Here is a 19,483-nt window from a genome sequence, read left to right as displayed (position 1 = left end):
CAGTGACGGAGGCTAACGCTATGATGCGGCACCAGTGGATGCACAACCGGAGTCACCCCACCGTATTTACCGCCACGACCGCGTTTTGCCCGCCAAAACATCTAAAGAATTGCGTCTGATTAACGATAAATTAATCACTCACATTTATAGGTAAGGATGCTGTATGCTCACCCGACTGATCCCTTTGACACTGTTGGCCATGGCAACAACCGCCACAGCCACCCCACTCCCGGAAAGTTTACTGCGCTGCGACAGTCAGTTTTTTAGCGAACTGTACGCGCAACGCGCCACCCTGACCCACACCGCACCGCTGAAAACCGATAATCAAGGCCACGCCTGGTTTGTTGCCCCTAAAGAGGGGGAAGATGTGGTGTGGTTTACGCAGCCGCTCAAGGTGCAGCAACTGACCATTTCCGGCTACTTCATGCGTACCAGCGACGGTGATGAACTGGGGAAATTCTATTTCTGGGGACTGGTTTTTGACCAGCCGCCGGAGACCATCGTCAGCGCCCTGCCTAATGTGAAGTGGCAGCAGGACGGCCATAATTACATCGTTGAGCCGATGATCAAACGCGTCGGTGATAAAGCGTGGCAACCCAATACCGGCGCGGCCAGCGGCATTGCGCCAGGCAAAAACAGCGTTGAGAAACTGGCCATGCTGGAAAGCAGCGGCGGCAAATCGCAACTGTTATGTACTTTGCAGGGCAACGTCACGGATGTGGATTTACTGCCGCTACGACCGGATCTGAAAGGCAACCACAAATGATAAAACCGCTGTGGTTATGCTCTGCCCTGTTGCTGATGACGGGCTGTGCCAGCGTCGATAAGCCTGCCGTACCGGCAGCGAACACGCGCCCGCATGGCATTATCAAAATGCTGGAAGATGACACCGGCGGCACTTATGCAGATATGCGCACCGTCTCCAGCTATAAAGGCAACACGCACCTGCGCCGTCTCTGGCTGATTAATAATTATGAGCAAGGCGGCCTGTACCAGAAAAACCCACCTATCCATATTTACAGCTCACGCGCCATTTATGTTTTCAACTGCGATACGCAAGAGTATGCCCAGTTTGAGCGTATCTACTTTACGCAGCGCTGGGCCGAAGGCGACAAAGTGTTTAAACGCCACAGCATCGGCCAGTGGCAGCCCTATCCGCAGGAGTCGTTAATGGGGATTGTCGCCGCGGCCGTCTGTCTGATTGAGCCTTCACGTCTGAAGCCCGAACCCCCGCGTGATACCGACACGCCAGACGTCGGCGATTGATACAGTAAGAGACAGAACGGCGGTAAAAGGCACACAATCAGGATACATCGATCCCGTGCAATGGGGGGATGCGTTTGCGCCCCCCTCTCCCCTTTATCACGCAAGATGTCATCGATTGAAAATCCGCAGCCGCCGCTTTGTATCCCTGTGTACAACGGTTAATAGACATCGCGCTGGTAGCGCTTCTCCTCTATCTGCTTCGCTACCCAGTCGCTGGCCTCGTCGGCACGCATCGCACCCCAGCGCTGAACCACCCGTCTGAGCGCGGCATCCACATCTTTCGCCATGTGGTTTGCATCACCGCAGACATAGAAATACGCGCCTTCAGAGAGCCAGCGCCACAGGGTTTCACCCTGCTCCAGCATGCGATGCTGCACATATACTTTCTGCGCCTGATCGCGGGAAAAAGCCGTGGTAAAACGGTGCAATACCCCCTCTCGCTGCCAGGCCTCCAGCTCATCACGGTAGTAAAAATCCGTCGCCGCATGCTGTTCACCAAAGAACAGCCAGTTGCGCCCCCTGGCGGCGGTCGCCTGTCGCTCCTGTAAAAAGCTGCGAAACGGCGCAATACCGGTGCCTGCTCCAACCATAATGATCGCCGCGTTAGGGTCGGCGGGCAGGCGAAAATGCGGTGACGAATGAATGAAGATCTCTGCACTCGTGGCACGATCCGCAAGGAACGTAGAGCAGACCCCGCCGCGCTGTTTCCCCTCACCATAACGTACCGTGGAAACGGTCAGTTGCACCTGCTGCGGCGAGACGGTCGGGCTGGAAGATATGGAGTAAAAACGGGGCTGCAAGCGCCGCAACACCGACACCCACTCCGCAGCCGTCGCGCGAACCGGGAACATCTGTAACAGATCGATAATCTGCCGCCCCCATAACCACTGTTGTAAATCGTCTTTACCTGCGCTGCTGAGCAGCCCATTAAGCGTGGCATTCGCTGCCCGTTTGCCGACAAACTCCAGCACCTCCGGCGTAATCCGCGTAATGTCAACATGGCGGGTCAGCGCTTCAGAAAGCGGCATTTCCCCCTGTTCCGCCACCTGCACCGGCGTATGCCCTGCCAGCCCCAGCGCGTCGATGATGTGCGCCACGCTCTGTGCGCTGTTGCACGGCCAGACGCCCAACGCATCTCCGGCCTGGTAGTGCATGCCGCTGCCCTGCAAATCAAAGGCAAACTGACGGATCTCTTTTTCTGCCCCGGCGCCGCTCAGACGCTGGTTAAGCACCAACGGTGCAGGTAACGGCGCATGGCGGCTATAACCGGGTTGCCGATCATCGCAAGGGGCGCTGAGCACAACCGCAGTCGCATCGCCCAGTAATTGCAGCAGGGTGTTGAGCCACTGATGCGCAGCCACGCTGCCCGCTTCACAGTCCACGCGCGCGGTGAGCCGCTGCGCGCCTAATGCCGCCAGGCGAGCGTCGAGCTGGCGGCCAAAACCGCAAAACCGATCGTAGCTGGCATCCCCGAACGCCAGCACCGAAAACGCCGTGGTAGAGAGTTGCGGTGCAGCCTCATCCTGCAATGCCGCCCACAGCGCTGTGCCGTTATCCGGCGGATCGCCATCGCCGAAGGTGCTGGCAATCAACAACACTCGCGGCACCGCGGCGAGATCCGCGACAGCAACGTTGTTCATCGCGCAGAGTCTGACCGTCATCCCGCTACGCCGGAATCGGTCAGCGCAGGTGTGTGCAAAGGATTCAGCATTGCCGGTGGTAGAGGCCCAGAGCATCAGCACATCCGCCATGCCCTCTTCGTCTGCGGTGGGCGTATTGTCCGTAGGCGTTATCACTGGCTGCTGGCTGCTGCGCACCAACGAAATGGCGCAGAACTTCAGCTCAGGTTGTCGCGACAACGGATCGACCGCATCGCTGGTCACTGCGTTAATCGCCAGGTTGTCACCGAACAGATCGTTCCAGTGGAACGGGGCAAAACAGTGACCGGCAAGCACGCGATCGGTCACTACCGCAGGCAAGGTGGCGGAGCCGCGCCGGGAGCGCACATCCACATGATCCCCTGTGTAGATCCCCAGCCTGTCGGCATCCTGCGGGTGGATTTCGATAAACGGTCCCGGATTGAGCTTATTAAGTAGTGGGATCTTGCCGGTCTTGGTCAGCGTGTGCCACTGGTGCTGGACGCGCCCGGTATTCAATACCAGCGGGAATTCCTCGTCCGGCATTTCCGCAGGCGGCAGATCCGGGCGGGCAAAAAAGTGTGCTTTACCGCTGGCAGTGGCAAAGCGCAGCGTTGACTGCCGGTAACGAATGGGATGGCGGACATCGTTGTCCTCCGGTGAACAAGGCCATTGCAGCGGCGTCTCACGCAACCGCTGATAGCTGGCACCGCGCAGGTCATAGCCGGTATCCGGGTTCCACGCCTGGCGGAGTTCAGCAAACACATCACTGGCGCAGGCATAGGTAAAACCGTCGGCATACCCCATTTCGCACGCCACCTGCGCGATGATTTGCCAGTCGGCAAGCGCCTCACCCGGCGGGGCCACCGCCTGTTGCATCAGCGTCATGGTGCGTTCGGAGTTAACCATCACCCCTTCGGCTTCCGCCCACAGCGCGCCGGGTAGCAGGATATCGGCGTAGCGGTTGGTTTCGGTATCAAGAAAGGCATCCTGGGCGATCACCAGTTCCGCCTGCTGTAGCCCGGCAATTACCTTTTGCCGGTTCGGCACACTGGCCACCGGGTTCGTGCAGATGATCCAGCAGGCTTTGATATGCCCGGCGCACATCTCATCGAACAGCGCCACCGTGCCGTCACCGCAATCCGGGCGCAGCGTTCCCGGCGGGCGCTGCCATAGCCGTTCAATAAAGGCGCGATCTTTTTCTACCAGTACCGAGCGTTGCCCCGGCAACCCCGCGCCCATATATCCCATCTCGCGGCCGCCCATGGCGTTCGGTTGCCCGGTGAGGGAAAAAGGCCCGCTGCCGGGGCGGCAAATCGCCCCGGTCGCCAGGTGCAGATTGCAAATGGCGTTGGTGCTCCAGGTACCGTGCGTGCTCTGGTTCAGCCCCATCGTCCAGCAGCTCATCCACTCGCCTGCCTGGCCAATCCACTCCGCCGCCTGGCGAATATCGGCTTCTGCCAGACCAGTGCGTTCCGCCACCCACTGCGGCGGATAATCCAGCAGGAAGTCCGGCATCGCCTGCCAGCCGTCGGTAAAACGCGCGATAAACGCCGGATCGGTGTGACCGTTTTGTACCAGCAGCGCCAGCAACCCGTTAAGGAGTGCCAGGTCCGTTCCTGGGTTAATTTGTAAAAACAGCGAGGCTTTTTCCGCCGTTGCGGTGCGCCGGGGATCGACGACAATCAGTTTGGCCCCGGCATTTACCCGCTCCATCATGCGCAAAAAGAGGATCGGGTGGCAGTCGGCCATATTGGCACCGATCACCAAAAACAGATCCGCGCGATCGAAGTCATCATAGGAACCTGGCGGCCCGTCCGCTCCCAGCGACAGCTTGTACCCCGTCGAGGCGCTGGCCATGCACAACCGGGAGTTAGACTCGATATTGTTGGTGCCGATAAACCCTTTCGCCAGTTTGTTCGCCAGATATTGCGCTTCAAGGGACATCTGCCCGGAAACGTATAACGCCACCGCATCCGGGCCGTAATTATCAATAATATCCCGCAGCCGCCGGGCCGTTTCACGGATAGCGTCGTGCACCCGGACCTGAACCGGTTGTTGCTGGCGATCGGTACGCAACCACGCCTGTTCCAGCCTGCCCGCCGCGGTCAGGGCAGCAGCGCAGCTCTGGCCTTTAGTACACAGCCGACCGGCGTTGGACGGGTGCGTTTTATCCCCCGTGACGCTGATAATACGCTGGTTTTCCACGTTCATGACCAGCCCGCACCCTACCCCACAATAAGGGCATACGCTTTTTATCTGCTCCATTTTCGCCCCCTGACGCGGTTTATGACGCTTCGGCAATCGCCGGGAAGAGAGCCTGATCGACAGGCATGCGGCGCACCCAGATTTGCCCGTGCTCCACTTTTACCGGCCACACGCGCACGCGCAGAGCCGCATCATCCGGACTGACGCCATCGGCTAAGCGAAAACGTTTTTTGTAGAGCGGCGAAATCACCACCGGCTCGCCCGCAACGTCACCCAGCAGACCGCGCGACAGCACATTGGCATTGCTGCCGGGTTCATGGTTCTCCAGGGCGAAAATGTGCGGTTCGCTGCCCGGCAAATGAAACAGCGCGATTTGCTGCTGACCAAGGCGCGCCGCCACGCCTGCATTAGCCGGAACATCAGCCACAGCGCCAACGTGGAGCCACTCATCCTCACACGGCTTCGCGGTGCGTTGGGCCGGTTTTTCTTCCGCCGTGGCAGGACGAATTTGCCCGCGTTCCGGCACCATGACCACCGCTTCGTCAGGGTGGTCACTATTAATAAATCCACGGAACAGCAGGCGGTTTTGCGGGTTATCCAGCGTGGTTTTCCATTCGCACTGGTAGCTGTCCACCACCTGCTGCATCTCGCTCTCCAGCTCTGCGCCAATGCCGAGGCTGTCCTGCAAAATCACCTGTTTGAGGTAATCAAGGCCGCCTTCCATATTGTCCAGCCAGGTGCTGGTGCGCTGGAGCCGATCGCCGGTACGGATGTAGAACATCAGCAGACGGTCGATGATGCTCATCAGTGTTTCACTGTCGAGATCGCTGGCGAACAGATCGGCGTGACGCGGTTTCATGCCGCCGTTGCCGCACACATACAGATTCCAGCCTTTGTCAGTGGCGATCACGCCAATGTCTTTGCCCTGCGCTTCGGCGCATTCGCGAGTACAGCCGGAGACCGCCATTTTGATTTTGTGCGGTGCGCGCAGGCCCTTGTAGCGGTTTTCCAGCGCAATCGCCATGCCGGTTGAGTCCTGCACACCGTAGCGGCACCAGGTGGAACCCACACAGGATTTCACCGTGCGCAGAGACTTACCGTAGGCATGCCCGGTTTCAAAACCGGCCGCGATCAGTTCTTCCCAGATGGCGGGTAACTGTTCAAGGCGCGCGCCAAACAGATCCACCCGCTGCCCGCCGGTGATTTTGGTGTAGAGGTTATAGCGCTGTGCCACCTGACCGATGGCAATCAGCCCCTGCGGAGTGATCTCCCCGGCAGGAATACGTGGCACCACGGAGTAAGTGCCATCCTTCTGGATATTGGCAAAAAAGCGGTCATTGGTGTCCTGCAGCGGCAAATGTTGCGGCTTTAAGAGGTACTCATTCCAGCAGGATGCCAGCATCGACCCCACCAGCGGTTTACACACTTCACAGCCGCTACCGCGCCCGAAGCGCGCAATCAGCGCATCAAAGCTGCGAATGTCATGCAGACGGATCAGGTGGTATAACGCCTGGCGCGACCAGGCAAAATGCTCGCAAACGTCCTTTTTCACTTCGACGCCCCGTTGCGTCAGTTCATGCTCCATCACCTGTTTCAGCAACGGAACGCATCCCCCGCAGCCGGTACCGGCTTTCGTGCAGTTCTTGAGCGCCCCCAGTTCGGTACACCCCCCGGCAACAGCGGCGGCAATGTCCCCTTTACTGACGTTATGACAGGAGCAGATTTGCGCGCTGGCCGACAGCGCCGCCACGCCGAGTCCTTTTGGCGCATCGCCGGAACGGGCCGGCAGAATGAGCGTCTCCGGCTGAGCGGGGAGCGGCATGGCGTTAAGCATCATTTGCAGCAGCATGCTGTAATCAGCGCTGTCGCCAATCAACACCGCGCCGAGCAGCCGTTTGCCATCAGCGGAAACAACGATTTTTTTGTAGATTTCGTTCGGGCCGTCGGTCCACTGATAGCTCTGAGCGCCCTCCGTTTTGCCGTGCGCATCCCCCAGCGACGCCACCTCCACGCCGAGCAGTTTCAGTTTGGTGCTCATATCCGCACCGGTAAACGGCGTATCCTGCTGCGCCAGCCGATCCGCCAGGCTACGCGCCATCTGGTAACCCGGTGCGACCAGACCAAAGATCTGCCCGTTCCACAATGCGCATTCGCCAATGGCGTAAATCGCTTCGTTGGAAGTCTGGCAATAGTCGTTAATGACAATGCCACCGCGCGGCCCTTTTTGCAGTTGTGCGCTCTCCGCCAGTTCATCGCGCGGGCGAATCCCGGCGGAAAACAGCAGCAGATCCGTTTCCAGCACGCTGCCGTCAGCAAAGCAGAGGCGGTGTCGCGCCTGTTCGCCGTCGACGATCTCCCGTGTCTCTTTGCGGGTATGCACCTTCACGCCCAGCGCGTCAATTTTGCGTTGCAACATTGCCGCGCCACACTCATCCAGTTGTACCGCCATCAGGCGTGGGGCGAACTCAACGACGTGGGTCTCCAGCCCCAACTGACGCAGCGCGTTAGCCGCTTCCAGCCCCAGCAACCCACCGCCGATGACCACACCGCTTTTGGCCTGTTGCGCACAGGCAGCAATGGCGTCCAGATCGTCCAGTGTGCGATAGACCAGGCAGCCAGGGCGCGTATTGCCGCTAATCGGCGGCACAAACGCATATGAGCCGGTGGCGAGCACCAGTTTGTCGTAGTGGGTCTCAACGCCTTGCTCGTCACGCACGCAGCGTTGCTGGCTGTCGATAGCGACAATTTTACTGGCGCTGCACAAGGTTATGCCGTTGTCGGCAAAGAAACCTTCACTCACCAGCGACAGTGACGCGGCGCTGCGCCCGGCGAAATATTCCGACAGATGCACGCGGTCATAAGCGGGTAAGCGCTCTTCGCCAAACACCACAATCTCGTACTGCTGATGCAGTTCACGCGCCACCAGTTGTTCAAGGAAATAGTGCCCAACCATGCCGTGGCCGATCACCACTAATACCGGCTTTTTCATAACCTGGATCCTTACATCGAAAGAGGGGAAGAGAGGTCAGGCCGCTTTCGGCTGTTTCTCGTAAAGGAACTGCAACACCTGCTGGCGGTATCGCTGGTAACGAGCGTCGTCGGCCAGTGCCACGCGGGAACGCGGACGTTCCAGTTCCACCGCCATGATTTCGCCGACAGTCGCCGCCGGGCCGTTGGTCATCATCAACACGCGGTCCGACAGCAGCACCGCTTCGTCCACATCATGGGTGATCAACACAATGGTGGTGTGCAGGCGTTGCTGGATTTCCATCACCGCATCCTGCAAGTGAGCGCGGGTTAAGGCGTCCAGTGCGCCAAAGGGTTCATCCATCAGCAGCACGCTGGGTTTCATGGCCAGTGCGCGGGCAATGCCGACACGCTGTTTCATGCCGCCGGAGATTTCGTGCGGGCGTTTATTCCATGCGTGGGACATATGCACCAGCTCGAGGTTATGCATGATCCATTCATGCATCTCCTGTTTGGGCATTTCGCTGCGAAACACCTGGCGAACCGCCAGCGCGACGTTGTCGTAAGCGGTCAGCCACGGCAGCAGCGAGTGGTTCTGAAACACCACCCCGCGCTCCGGCCCCGGTCCGTCGATTTCACGGTTATTGCACAGCAGTCCGCCACTGGTGGGCAGCGTCAAACCGGCAATCAAATTCAACAGTGTGGACTTGCCGCAGCCGGAGTGACCGATCAGGCTGAGGGTTTCACCGGTGTGAATGTCAAAGCTCACGTTATCCAGCGCCAGAAACTCACCGCTGCGGGTGTGGAAGCGCTGGCTAACCTGCTGTACCTGAATAATGGGCGTTGTACGCATCATCGTCTCCTTAGCGGTGGCTGTAGTTAAAACGGCTGGCTATCCACATCAGCCCCTGCTCCAGCAGCAGGCCGACAACCCCAATCACCACGATGGCGATAATGATGTTTTCCACGTTCAGGTTGTTCCATTCGTTCCAGATCCAAAAACCGATGCCGATGCCGCCAGTCAGCATTTCAGCGGCGACGATCACCAGCCAGGCGATGCCAATCGACAGGCGCATGCCGGTGAGGATGCCCGGCAGCGCCGCCGGCAGCAGGATTTTGCGCATAATGGCGAACTCCGAAAGCCGCAGCACCCGCGCCACATTCAGGTAGTCCTGCGGGATCTGCCGCACGCCTTCCGCGGTGTTGAGGATCATCGGCCAGATGGAGCAGATGAAAATCGTCCAGCTGGACGCCGGTTCGGCGCGCTGAAACAGCAGCAGGCCAATCGGCAACCAGGCCAGCGGGCTGACCGGACGCAGCAGAGAGATCAGTGGGTTGAGCATGTTGGCGACAAAGCGAAAACGGCCAATCAGGAACCCGGCGGGAATGCCCACCAGTGCAGCGAGACCAAAACCGGTCGCCACGCGCTGCAACGAGGCCAGCACGTTCCAGCCAATGCCCTGATCGTTTGGCCCGGCGATATAAAACGGATCGGCGAACAGGGTCAGCGCCGCCTGCCAGGTCCGCCACGGTGTGGGAAACCCTTTGCTATTGAGCGCGGCAACCTGCCACAGGCAAAGCAGTAGGCCAATGCCCAACAGTGCCGGAACCCCGCGTTGCATCAGCGGACGAAGCAGTGGCACACGGCGGCGTACCACCGGTTTAGCCGGTAACGGGACGATCTCTGCCTGCGTCCGCGCGGGCGGCGTGTTGTCCAACGGAATGGGGATAATCTGCGCCTGGTTTTTCATCTGCAACCTCTCACTTCTTCACACTAAAGCTATTGGCGTACGCGGCAGGATTGCTGCCATCCCAACGAACGCCATCCATCAATACGCTGCTGCGCATGTCGCTGCCCGGGAGCGACACATTGCCCACCGCCGCAGCAGCCTGTTTGTAGATATCAATGCGGTTAACCTGGCGGGCGATGGCAAGGTAATCCGGGTCTTCGGTGAGGAATCCCCAGCGTTTATGCTGGGTGAGGAACCACATCCCATCCGACAACCACGGGTAATTCACCTCGCCATCGTGGAAGAAACGCATGGCGTGCTGATCGGTCCAGCGTTTACCGATGCCGTTTTCGTACTGCCCTAGCATGCGCCCGAGAATGGTCTCTTCTTTGGTGTTGAGATACGCACGCCCGGCAATCACGCTGGCGGTTTCCCGGCGGTTGGCTTCAGAGGCGTCTATCCAGCGGGAAGCTTCAAGGATGGCGGCAGTTAGCGCGCGGGCGCTGTTGGGGTTTTTCTCCACCCAGTCGGCGCGCGTGCCGAGCACTTTTTCAGGATGATCCGGCCAGATATCCTGCGTCGTGGCGGCGGTAAAACCGAGATTGTCGCTGATGGCACGCTGATTCCAGGGCTCACCCACGCAGTAGCCGACCATATTGCCAATCTTCATGTTCATCACCATTTGCGGCGGCGGCACCACCACGCTGCGAATGTCATTCAGCGGATGGATGCCCGCGCTCGCCAGCCAGTAGTTAAGCCACATGGCGTGCGTACCGGTCGGAAAGGTCTGGGCGAAGGTATATGTGCCTGCCGGGCTGGCAGCGATGTGCTTTTGCAGGGTGGCCAGATCGCTGACACCCGCATCGTGCAGCTGATTCGCCAGCGTGATCCCCTGCCCGTTCTGGTTGAGGGTCATTAGTGATGCCATGGCGGTTTGCGGGCCAGAGAGCCCCATTTGCAGGCCATAAAGCTGACCGTAAAGCATATGCGAGGCGTTCAGTTCACCTGATACCACTTTGTCACGCACGGCGGCCCAGTTGGCCTCTTTGCTGGGGAGCAGGGTAAAACCGTATTTTTTGTCGAAGCCTTTGATCGACGCCATCACCACCGATGCGCAGTCCGTTAGCGGGATAAACCCGACGCGGATCTCTTTCAGCTCCGGCGCATCGGAACCTGCGGCCCACGCGCGGTTGACGACGGACGGCAGCAGCAGACTGCCGCCCAGCGCTGCGCTACCCAGTAAAAACTGACGGCGGGAAACCGTCATCCCCTTTGTTTTGTTGTCGCTCATTGCCACCCTCGCGCTGCTCACCGTTGTGGGGATGCAAAAAAAAACGGCGTCCATAAGCCGGTGCAAAGCTGCACGCTTATGGACGCCGTTGTCCGGTTAACACACGCCCGACCGCCGTTGGCCGCGCATGCGTTATGTTGTGTTGTTGCTATGTGACTAAAGCAAGGGCTGTGCCAGGGTCAACGAATGGCGCATTTACCTGCTTCAGGGCCGTCAGAAAGCGGTTTTCCGTCGCGTTTTCGCACTATCACAGAGCACATTTCGCACCCTTCACGTGCAGCTACCCCTTAAGTATTAGGTTGAAAAACATCCGCTACCGCCAGCATTGCGCTGGCGATCTCAATCAGCTTTTTGTTCTGATTCATCGCCATCCGGCGCAGGGTTTTATAGGCCTCTTCTTCGCTAATCTGCCGGTGCTGCATCAGCATGCTTTTGGCGCGTTCGATCTGTTTGCGTTCATTGAGCGTTTCACGCAGCGCCGCCAGTTCGGTATCCAGCGCTTGCAGGCGTCGCGACTGCTGCTGCACCAGCGTTAACAAAGAGCGCCCGAGCTGCGGGCGTACGCCGCCGCTCTCCAGCCATCCATGAGAATCAATAAACACCGAATAACCGCTCTCTTCCCCTTCCTGCGGCGGCATCAGACTTTCCAGATCCGCCCGCTGTTCACTGTTGGCCTGTTCAGTGGCGGCGATGCGCGCCCGGCAATGGGCCATCAGGGTTTGCGCCAGCGCATCTTCCAGCGTTTTCATCGCATCAATGCGCTGCGTGGCCAGCGCAAACCAGCGCAGACAGCTATCCGCTTCGATGAATTCACGCCCGGTACAGGCAATGCGTCGTAAACGTTCAAAGTGGCTGTCGGTGGTCATCTGTTGCCAGCGAAGACGGTGCTCGTCATCGGCGAAATCGGCGAAGGTGGCGAAACAACGCTCCTGGCGTTCAATGAGATCGAGCCATTTTTGCTGTGTCTCGTCGCTGAAGGTGCCAACCGCAAAGGCCGCCGCCCCTGTTGCCCGCTCCTGCCCGGCGTACTCCTTGCCCTGCATAAAGCTGAACATGGCAATCAGCGCACGGGAAATAGCGGGCTCTGCGGCGGTATCGGAGAGCTCAAACACCAGCGAAAGCAGGTTGCGGATGATGTCGTTAAAAAAGGTCATCGCCTGCGGTAAACGCAGCGCGCGCTGGCGGATTTGCTGGCGCAGGGTGGGCAGTAAACTGAGGGCATAGACCACGCTTGCCACGTGGCTGAACAAACGACTGGCTTGCGGCAGCGCGGCTATCTGGCTTTCCAGTGTGTCGAGCTGCATCATCAGCGGCGCTTGCGCTTGTGCCACGTCGCGCTCGCGCAGGAGCAACTCATCGGCAAACTGGCTGTCCGCCGAGCAGAGGAACATATTGGATGTCCCCCGCTCGCGTTGCAGCATATGCACCAGTTGGCTGATTTTGCCCACCAGTTCACCGCTTTGCAGCAGATAACGCAGGCTGTTCAGCTCGCACTGGCGCGAGGCTAACAGGAAACGGATGGTGGTCGACGAATTGGCTATCATGCGCGTACTCCCGGGAAGTCAATACTTCACTAATGCAAGCAACGCGCCAGCCATTATGTTATGGCGCTTTTTGTCCCGTCACGCTGTATGCACCATTCCTATAATGACCGCGCACAATTCGTCTTTGGCCTGAACATCGGTGATGGCCCCCTGAACCACCGCCCACGCCAGCCCCTCGGCAGAACCGAGCATGGCCCACAATGCCGCATCACGCAGCGGGTGAGTGCAAAATGGCGCAAACAGCGTTCGGCATTTGCCGATGAAGTCGACAGCATACTCCCGGCGGATTTTTTCCAGCTCCGGCGTTCCGGCCAGCGCAGCCAGTACGCTTGGCATTTCGCGTCCTTGCAGTAACACACAGTCGATGTAGGCAGTGGCAATCACTGCCGCCAGCTTTTCCGGCGTCGCATCAGTACGGCTGATGACCTCATCCATTTTCTGGTTCTGCCGCTGATCGTATTCGCGGTACAGCGCCGCCAGTAACCCGGAACGGCTGATGAAATGATCGTATACCACCGGTTTGGTCACACCCGCACACTCTGCGAGATGCCCCAGCGTTAACGCCTCCGTACCTTCATCGCGAATAATTTGCCAGGCCACTTCCACCAGCTGTGTATAGCGATCTTCACGCGTCAGACGTTGACGCACACGGGTATCGCTCATGGTCTCTCCCCTTGACAGTCTTATATACCAAAGGTAACTTACTAATGGTAGGTTACCTTTGGTATATAAGATTACGTTCCTGTACGCCATCTGGCAACGGAGGAGGTTTGATATGCATGCGTTGATTGTCGTTTCTCATCCATTAACTCACTCTTTAACCCACAGCGTAGCGCAGGCGGTTGCCGAAGGGATCACCGCGGCCAATGCGCAAAACAGCGCCGAAATCGCCGATCTGACACGGGAAGGTTTTAACCCGATCTTTTCTGCGGAAGATAGTGCCGCTTTTGCACACGCCGCGCCACTGCCCGCTGATGTCCTTGCCGAACAGGCGCGTATCGACAATGCCGACGCGCTGGTGCTGGTGTTTCCGATTTACTGGTGGACGATGCCTGGTTTATTAAAAGGCTGGATCGACCGTGTGTTTACGAACGGCTGGGCCTATGAAGAAGGTGCGGATGGCAAGGTCGCGAAAAAACTCGGGCATTTGCCGGTGCACCTTGTAGCACTGGGCGGTGCCGATCTGAAGACGTTTGAAAAGCATGGCTATGCGCAATCCTGGAAGACGCAGATCGCTCACGGTATCTTTGATTATTGCGGCGCGCCAGTGATGACCAATACCACGCTGATGATGCCGGATCTCGGCACGCCGGAAGCCTGTTTGCACCAGGCGCATGAGACAGGAAAACGGATCTTTTGAGCGGTGCGCCCCTGCTGAAGGGGCGCATTATCTCTTGATGCACCACGCATCCCGCCGTTCTCCCTGGTGAGTGAAATAATCACGTAGAAAAACTATCCCTTGACTTTGATCATCGTCGAACTTAATACTAAACCGTACGGTTCAGTTTAGTTTTGTAGCTGCGCCACCCGGTTCAATAATCAAGCGCGATAAAAGGGTTTTTCGCATGAAAACAATCTCCAGGGGCATTCCCCCGACACTGCTGTTGCTGACGGTTTTCCTGGCAGGCTGCTCAGGAAGCGACCCGGTACGCTATGCAGGATTACAGTCTACGGCCCAACTGCAACCCAATACCGGCGATAACGCGTCGCGTATTCCTTACCGCTACAGCAAACCGGTGGACTGGCAGAAGTACCACAGCGTCATTATTGAACCGGTTAGCCTGTACAACGGCAGCGATAGCCAGTTTGACGACATGTCCTCATCAGACAAACAAGCGCTTGCCAGCTATATGCAGCAAAAGTTTCGCGAAACGCTGCAACCGCGACTGCGCGTAGAAAGCACACCGGCCGCCGACACCTTACGCCTGAAATTAACGCTGACCGGCGCAGGCACCACGCCGCAGGTGGTGGGCACCGTCACCAAGTTTGATCTGGCGGGCGGCCCGTACAACATTGTTCAGTCGATTCGCGGTGGGCAAGGCATGATGAGCGGTTATGTGAATTACGCCGTTGAAGTGTATGACGCGACCAGTAATCAATTGCTGCTGGCGTATGTCGCCAAACAGTATCCCAACGCCATGAACGTTTCTGCCACGATTGGCTCGCTGAGCGCCGCTGAAGTCGGCATTGATAAAGGGGCGGAAGAGCTGGCGGAGATGCTGAAGTAGCCCGAAGCGCACTCCCCGTGCATTCGGGGAGTGATCACATTGAATTACTGTACAGACGGCGATGAAAATATACCGACACCTGATGACCTGCCCCGTTTGTGGACACCTTTCCCGTTACCATCCGCAACGCGCGCGACAGGCGCTGTTTTGCACACATTGCCGTTCGCTAATCTGGCGCAGTAGCCTGATCCCGCATGCGCTGCTCTTGCCTCTGACGCTGACGGCGCTGATCGCCCTGGCGCTGGCCTGCTACAGCCCGGTCATGATGATTCAGGCCTATGGCATGCACAACGCCCTTTCGCTCTGGCAAACCGTCAACGCAGTGGTTGACCACGGCGACATGCCGCTGCTGGCGTTATGCGTCACCGTGCTGTTAGTGAGCGCGCCATTCATGCAGTTATTCCTGCTACTGCGGGTGTTGTTACTGTTGCACGGCAACCACCACGCGGCGGATGTGGCCTTCACTATCAAGGCGCTGCGCTGGGTTCGCCCATGGTGTATGGCAGATGTCGCGATCCTGGGTTTTGTGGTCTCCGCCGTGAAGCTCTCCTCGCAATTTGCCGTGGAAGCCGGTCCGGGAGGATGGGCGCTGGTCACTGCCGTAGGGCTCTCTATTGTGCTGGCGAATCAGCATCCCCACCGTTACTGGCTGCGGCTTTCCTCCGCTAACACAGGAAGCCTGACATGATCCCGTATGCTGAGAGCGGCGTTTATGGCTGTCGCCAGTGTGGGCTGGTGTGCCGTGCAGAGAAAGACATTGATGCCCCCGTTCATTGCCCGCGCTGCCTGTCGCCTTTTGCGCCACCGACGCCTCGCCCACTTGCCTGGAGCTGGGCCTTACTGCTGGCGGCAATGATTTTCTATATTCCGGCCAATCTGGTGCCGGTTACCGCCGCTCGCTTTCCGGGCGGCAGTGAAGAGAGCACAATTTTCGCCGGGATCGTCACCTTCTGGCAGAGCGGTTCGATCGGCATTGCGGTGTTGATCTTCATCGCCAGTATCATCATCCCGCTGATGAAATTTATGTTGATGACGTTCCTGTTGTTAAGCGTCAGGCGCAGCACGCGCCGTGGACGACGCCAACGCACCTTGCTTTACCATCTGATGGAATGGACCGGCTACTGGTCGATGCTCGACGTGGTGGTGGTGGTCGTGGTGAGCGGTCTGGTGCAGTTCCACGGGCTTGCCAGCATCGAGCCGCGGGCAGGCATTCTGTTTTTTGCGCTGGTGGTAGTGCTGACCATGCTGTCAGTACTGAGCTTTGATCCGCGTGTGATCTGGAGGCGATCATGATCCGTGTTCCTGCGGGCAAACGGGGGCGGCTGGACTGGAAAAGCGCGCTGATCTGGGTGATTCCGTTGATTGCGCTGGCCTGCACCCTCAACATTCTTTTACAGGCGCGGCTGGCGGAAGGCCCGGACATTACCCTCTCTTTTCGTAGCGCGGCGGGACTGGAAGCGGGCAAAACCGAGGTGAAATATAAAGATGTCGCTGTTGGCGTCGTTACCGCGATCACCCTCAGTCAGGAAGATGATCAGGTTCGCGTTCACGTGAAGCTGAACCGCAGCGCCGCCCACCTTGCCCGCGCGGATACCCGCTTTTGGGTGGTACGCCCACGGGTCAGCATCGGCGGCGTCAGCGGCATCGACACGCTGCTTTCCGGTGCGTATATCGGCCTCGATAAAGGCAAAAGCCGCCTGCCCACCTATGAGTTTACCGGGCTGGAAAACCCGCCGCCGGTGGTCAGTGATGTACCGGGCCGCCTGTTCACGATTGACGCAGATGATTTAGGATCGCTGGAGAGCGGTTCCCCGGTCTATTACCGGAAAGTGCAAGTGGGGAAAGTGACCGCCTTTGCGCTGCGCAGCGACGGGAAAGGCGTGCGCTTAAGCGTATTTATTGAAGCGCCCTATGATCATCTGGTGACCGCTGCCACGCGTTTCTGGAATGCCAGCGGCATTGACCTGTCGGCAGGAAGCGGCGGTTTTCGTCTTAAAACCGGCACCGTCGCCACCATCCTTAGCGGCGGTATTGCGTTTTCTACGCCAGACGACGCCCCGCCGTCACCGGAGGCTGAACCCGCCATCTATCGCCTTGCGCCGGATGAAGAATCCGCGATGGCCCCCGCCGACGGCCCGCCGATCACCTTTCGCTTACGCTTTGATCGCGCGCTCCACGGTTTGAGCATTGGCGCGCCCGTGGCCTTCTCCAGCGTGGTGATTGGCCGCGTGAAAGCCATCAGCCTGGATTACGACCCGCAGCATTATGCGTTCCCGACACTGGTCGATATCGACGTTTATCCGTCACGCATGGGCAATGTGCTGCAAAAGTTGCCGCCGCATGCCAGCGATCTCGACCGGGCGACGGCGTTATTTACCCGCGAACTGGTATCGCGCGGTTTACGGGCGCAGGTCTCGACCGGCAGTCTGCTGACCGGGCAGCTTTTCGTCTCCATCGACTTCTTCCCGAACGCCCCTGCCGTGCCGTTTGATCTCAATGCGGTGCCGCTGCGTATCCCGACCATTGGCGGTAGCCTGGATGACATCCAGCAGCAGGTGGCCAGTATCGTCAATAAGGTGGATAAACTGCCCCTCGCCTCCCTCGGCAATAACCTCAATGGCGCACTGGTAGAACTGAACAAAACCCTGAAAACCGTGAACAGCCAAACCCTGCCCGCGGCGGCCACGCTGATGCAGCACACACAGGCCACGGCGGATAATGCGCGTACGCTACTGGAAGACGATTCGCCGCTGGTGCTTAACATTCTGCAAGCGTTGCAAGAGACAACACGCACGCTGAAATCCCTGCGCGGTCTTTCCGGGCAACTGACGCGCAACCCGGAATCGCTGCTGACCGGCACCCCCGCCGATCCCACTCACCCCGACACGACGTCTCAGGCAGAAAAACCATGAGTATCCGTACCCTCTTAACCACGGTCATCGTACTGCTGTGCGGCTGTACCTCCGCGCCTGTGCGCTACCACACGCTGTTATCGCCCGTGTCACCGCCGCACGCGGTACAGGCTGCGCCGTATGATATTGATGTATTTGCGCCGGGTGTGCCCTCGCAACTGGACGGGCAGCAGGTGGTGGTTCGTCTGGGGCAAAGCGGCATGGCGATACGGGAAAACGAACGCTGGCTGAACCCACTCGGAGAGGAGTTGCAACGCGCGCTCTCCGCAGGTATGTCGGCGCAACTGGGGGCGCAGGATGTCGACGGTCTGGCGCGCGAGCCGTCCCGACCGGTGGTCCTCATCCAGTTGCAACTGCGGCGTTTTGATAGCTGGCCAGGCCATGCCCTGAGCCTGGAGGCGGACTGGCGGCTGGCGGTCAAAGGGAACGGACAGCGCGGTGTATTGCTGTGCCAGAGCAGCTTAACGCGAGCATTAACGGGACAGGATGATATGTACGCCGCCTGGCAAACGCAGGTGGCGCAACTTGCCGGGCAGATAGCCAGCACCCTATCGCAGTGGGCGGCATCCGGCTATCAGCACGCGGTTTGCCCCCGGTAATTACGTCCGCGCACCATACAGAAAAAGACGGACGCCGCGTTTGACCATCTCGCCGATCTGCGCCGGAGTGAAGACCGGGATCGCCTGTTTCAGCAGCAGCACGTCCGTCTCGGCTTTGATCAGCGCGGTAAACTGGCTGGCAAGCAGCGCCGGACTGGCCTCGGCCAATTCCCCTTTCTGCACCGCCTCGCCCATGGCCTGCGCCAGCGTTTCCATGCTTTCGCGGATGCCCGACTCCCGAAAGAGTGTGCCGATATCCGAATGCCCGGCTTCCCCCACCACAATGCGGTAAAGTTGCAGCGCCTGGTTATCCCCGGTCAGCACCTGCAACATGCTGACGCCAAAGCGCGTCAGCCGCTCTTCCAGCGTAAGCGTCTGGCTTTGCGGGCTGGTTAACTCGGCTGCCGCCTGGGTCAGGAATTGCGTACTGTAGGTTCTGACCACCGACTCAAATAACGCCTCTTTCGAGGTGAAGTAGTTATACAGCGTGGCCTTGGAACCACCGGCCCGGCGGGCCACTTCGCTCATCGACGTGCGCTCATAGCCCTGTTCCTGAAAAACAGCCGCCGCGGCAGTGATAATGGCCTGACGACGTTCCTCGCTAAGTGTTCTCAATGCTGCCTCGATAATTAACTGAACGGTTTAGTCTGACTTTACCATTTTGCCGCCAGCACAACCATCGCGCAGGCATACCCGAACGGGTACGAGCCGCGTATAGTGGCGACCAGAGTGAAATGACAAAGGAGTGTGATGTGTTCAACAAGGTGCTCAACCCCACAACGTTCGGCTGGTGGCTGCTGGCTAACCTGGTAAATTATCTGACGCAGACGGTATTCAGCGCGTTTGTCGGCAACAATCTGCTGATGCAGATGCTGATCGCGGTGGTGATGTTTATCTGGTATGTGGAGTTCAGCCTGACCTACTACCGCGCGCTGAAAGCCCGCAACAGCATTGGCCGTTTCTTTCTTGCCGCATGGGTGGGCTCGACGCTGGTCGCATTTATTACCGCCTCAGTCTGGCTATTTTTGCTGTTCCGTTAATGGATCTTTTAGGGCGCAACCTGCTTGCGGACAACTTTTTGATTGCAAAACACTGCGCCGC

17 protein-coding genes are annotated in these 19,483 nt (G+C 58.7%); 9 read left to right on the top strand and 8 right to left on the bottom strand.

Features of this window, described 5'->3' with window-relative positions; all coding sequences use genetic code 11:
• Positions 1-163 precede the first annotated feature (163 nt).
• Together ABGA49_RS14570 and ABGA49_RS14565 are read left to right on the top strand one after the other, a co-directional pair.
• Complete coding sequence (locus tag ABGA49_RS14570; protein WP_347665732.1) at positions 164-766, top strand: hypothetical protein; 603 nt, start codon at positions 164-166, stop codon at positions 764-766.
• Positions 763-1,266, top strand: coding sequence for a surface-adhesin E family protein (locus ABGA49_RS14565; protein ID WP_167352654.1), 504 nt, complete (start codon positions 763-765; stop codon positions 1,264-1,266). Before ABGA49_RS14570 ends, ABGA49_RS14565 begins: the two co-directional genes overlap by 4 nt.
• Before the next feature lie 158 nt (positions 1,267-1,424).
• Here ABGA49_RS14565 and ABGA49_RS14560 read toward each other — a convergent pair whose 3' ends face one another.
• The 7 genes from ABGA49_RS14560 to ABGA49_RS14530 form a co-directional block, all read right to left on the bottom strand.
• Positions 1,425-5,171, bottom strand: coding sequence for a bifunctional nitrate reductase/sulfite reductase flavoprotein subunit alpha (locus ABGA49_RS14560; protein ID WP_347665731.1), 3,747 nt, complete (start codon positions 5,169-5,171; stop codon positions 1,425-1,427).
• A gap of 19 nt (positions 5,172-5,190) precedes the next feature.
• Positions 5,191-8,100 (bottom strand): nitrite reductase large subunit NirB, encoded by a 2,910-nt coding sequence (gene nirB, locus ABGA49_RS14555; RefSeq protein ID WP_347665730.1) that lies wholly within the window; start codon positions 8,098-8,100, stop codon positions 5,191-5,193.
• A 36-nt stretch (positions 8,101-8,136) separates the two neighbouring features.
• A complete protein-coding gene (locus tag ABGA49_RS14550) occupies positions 8,137-8,931 on the bottom strand; it encodes an ABC transporter ATP-binding protein (RefSeq protein WP_347665746.1) in 795 nt (264 codons plus the stop codon).
• A 10-nt stretch (positions 8,932-8,941) separates the two neighbouring features.
• Entirely contained in the window at positions 8,942-9,829 is an 888-nt protein-coding gene (ntrB, locus tag ABGA49_RS14545; RefSeq protein WP_061493409.1) for a nitrate ABC transporter permease, read from the bottom strand.
• Between the two features lie 10 nt (positions 9,830-9,839).
• Positions 9,840-11,099: a CmpA/NrtA family ABC transporter substrate-binding protein gene (locus ABGA49_RS14540; protein WP_134318767.1), complete on the bottom strand. Its 1,260-nt coding sequence runs from the start codon at positions 11,097-11,099 to the stop codon at positions 9,840-9,842.
• Between the two features lie 287 nt (positions 11,100-11,386).
• Positions 11,387-12,643 carry a nitrate- and nitrite sensing domain-containing protein gene (locus tag ABGA49_RS14535; protein WP_347665729.1) on the bottom strand — a complete coding sequence of 419 codons (1,257 nt, stop codon included), beginning with the start codon at positions 12,641-12,643 and terminating at the stop codon, positions 11,387-11,389.
• Positions 12,644-12,721: 78 nt separating this feature from the next.
• The gene (locus ABGA49_RS14530) at positions 12,722-13,306 is read right to left on the bottom strand and encodes a TetR/AcrR family transcriptional regulator (protein ID WP_061493406.1); all 585 of its coding nucleotides are present in this window, start codon (positions 13,304-13,306) and stop codon (positions 12,722-12,724) included.
• Positions 13,307-13,418: 112 nt separating this feature from the next.
• Between ABGA49_RS14530 and ABGA49_RS14525 the strand changes: the two genes are divergently transcribed.
• The 6 genes from ABGA49_RS14525 (at position 13,419) to ABGA49_RS14500 (ending at position 18,382) form a co-directional block, all read left to right on the top strand.
• Positions 13,419-14,003: an NAD(P)H-dependent oxidoreductase gene (locus ABGA49_RS14525; protein ID WP_061493405.1), complete on the top strand. Its 585-nt coding sequence runs from the start codon at positions 13,419-13,421 to the stop codon at positions 14,001-14,003.
• Between the two features lie 205 nt (positions 14,004-14,208).
• On the top strand, positions 14,209-14,871 hold the full coding sequence (locus ABGA49_RS14520) for a DUF3313 domain-containing protein (protein ID WP_347665728.1): 663 nt from the start codon (positions 14,209-14,211) through the stop codon (positions 14,869-14,871).
• 61 nt (positions 14,872-14,932) lie between these two features.
• Positions 14,933-15,559: a paraquat-inducible protein A gene (locus ABGA49_RS14515; RefSeq protein ID WP_347665727.1), complete on the top strand. Its 627-nt coding sequence runs from the start codon at positions 14,933-14,935 to the stop codon at positions 15,557-15,559.
• Positions 15,556-16,164, top strand: coding sequence for a paraquat-inducible protein A (locus ABGA49_RS14510; RefSeq protein ID WP_347665726.1), 609 nt, complete (start codon positions 15,556-15,558; stop codon positions 16,162-16,164). The genes ABGA49_RS14515 and ABGA49_RS14510 overlap by 4 nt, the downstream gene beginning before the upstream one ends.
• A complete protein-coding gene (locus tag ABGA49_RS14505) occupies positions 16,161-17,783 on the top strand; it encodes an MlaD family protein (RefSeq protein WP_347665725.1) in 1,623 nt (540 codons plus the stop codon). Before ABGA49_RS14510 ends, ABGA49_RS14505 begins: the two co-directional genes overlap by 4 nt.
• Positions 17,780-18,382, top strand: a complete 603-nt coding sequence (locus tag ABGA49_RS14500; protein ID WP_347665724.1) for a PqiC family protein — start codon at positions 17,780-17,782, stop codon at positions 18,380-18,382. Before ABGA49_RS14505 ends, ABGA49_RS14500 begins: the two co-directional genes overlap by 4 nt.
• Here ABGA49_RS14500 and ABGA49_RS14495 read toward each other — a convergent pair whose 3' ends face one another.
• Positions 18,383-18,997: a TetR/AcrR family transcriptional regulator gene (locus ABGA49_RS14495; RefSeq protein WP_347665723.1), complete on the bottom strand. Its 615-nt coding sequence runs from the start codon at positions 18,995-18,997 to the stop codon at positions 18,383-18,385.
• A 137-nt stretch (positions 18,998-19,134) separates the two neighbouring features.
• Between ABGA49_RS14495 and ABGA49_RS14490 the strand changes: the two genes are divergently transcribed.
• Positions 19,135-19,422: a hypothetical protein gene (locus tag ABGA49_RS14490; RefSeq protein WP_263099528.1), complete on the top strand. Its 288-nt coding sequence runs from the start codon at positions 19,135-19,137 to the stop codon at positions 19,420-19,422.
• Positions 19,423-19,483 lie beyond the last annotated feature (61 nt).

The sequence above is a fragment of the Kosakonia sp. WA-90 genome, from assembly GCF_039871955.1.
Lineage (GTDB): Bacteria > Pseudomonadota > Gammaproteobacteria > Enterobacterales > Enterobacteriaceae > Kosakonia > Kosakonia oryzendophytica.
The sequence above is the reverse complement of the archived record's forward strand: the minus strand, read 5'-3'. Positions and strand labels throughout refer to the sequence as shown.

What these genes read in the sequence shown, in the direction of transcription:
- ABGA49_RS14570 (WP_347665732.1), top strand. Translation starts at nt 164, where the DNA reads ATGCTCACCCGACTGATCCCTTTGACACTGTTGGCCATGGCAACAACC.
- ABGA49_RS14565 (WP_167352654.1), top strand. Translation starts at nt 763, where the DNA reads ATGATAAAACCGCTGTGGTTATGCTCTGCCCTGTTGCTGATGACGGGC.
- ABGA49_RS14560 (WP_347665731.1), bottom strand. Translation starts at nt 5,171, where the DNA reads ATGGAGCAGATAAAAAGCGTATGCCCTTATTGTGGGGTAGGGTGCGGG.
- nirB (WP_347665730.1), bottom strand. Translation starts at nt 8,100, where the DNA reads ATGAAAAAGCCGGTATTAGTGGTGATCGGCCACGGCATGGTTGGGCAC.
- ABGA49_RS14550 (WP_347665746.1), bottom strand. Translation starts at nt 8,931, where the DNA reads ATGCGTACAACGCCCATTATTCAGGTACAGCAGGTTAGCCAGCGCTTC.
- ntrB (WP_061493409.1), bottom strand. Translation starts at nt 9,829, where the DNA reads ATGAAAAACCAGGCGCAGATTATCCCCATTCCGTTGGACAACACGCCG.
- ABGA49_RS14540 (WP_134318767.1), bottom strand. Translation starts at nt 11,099, where the DNA reads ATGAGCGACAACAAAACAAAGGGGATGACGGTTTCCCGCCGTCAGTTT.
- ABGA49_RS14535 (WP_347665729.1), bottom strand. Translation starts at nt 12,643, where the DNA reads ATGATAGCCAATTCGTCGACCACCATCCGTTTCCTGTTAGCCTCGCGC.
- ABGA49_RS14530 (WP_061493406.1), bottom strand. Translation starts at nt 13,306, where the DNA reads ATGAGCGATACCCGTGTGCGTCAACGTCTGACGCGTGAAGATCGCTAT.
- ABGA49_RS14525 (WP_061493405.1), top strand. Translation starts at nt 13,419, where the DNA reads ATGCATGCGTTGATTGTCGTTTCTCATCCATTAACTCACTCTTTAACC.
- ABGA49_RS14520 (WP_347665728.1), top strand. Translation starts at nt 14,209, where the DNA reads ATGAAAACAATCTCCAGGGGCATTCCCCCGACACTGCTGTTGCTGACG.
- ABGA49_RS14515 (WP_347665727.1), top strand. Translation starts at nt 14,933, where the DNA reads ATGAAAATATACCGACACCTGATGACCTGCCCCGTTTGTGGACACCTT.
- ABGA49_RS14510 (WP_347665726.1), top strand. Translation starts at nt 15,556, where the DNA reads ATGATCCCGTATGCTGAGAGCGGCGTTTATGGCTGTCGCCAGTGTGGG.
- ABGA49_RS14505 (WP_347665725.1), top strand. Translation starts at nt 16,161, where the DNA reads ATGATCCGTGTTCCTGCGGGCAAACGGGGGCGGCTGGACTGGAAAAGC.
- ABGA49_RS14500 (WP_347665724.1), top strand. Translation starts at nt 17,780, where the DNA reads ATGAGTATCCGTACCCTCTTAACCACGGTCATCGTACTGCTGTGCGGC.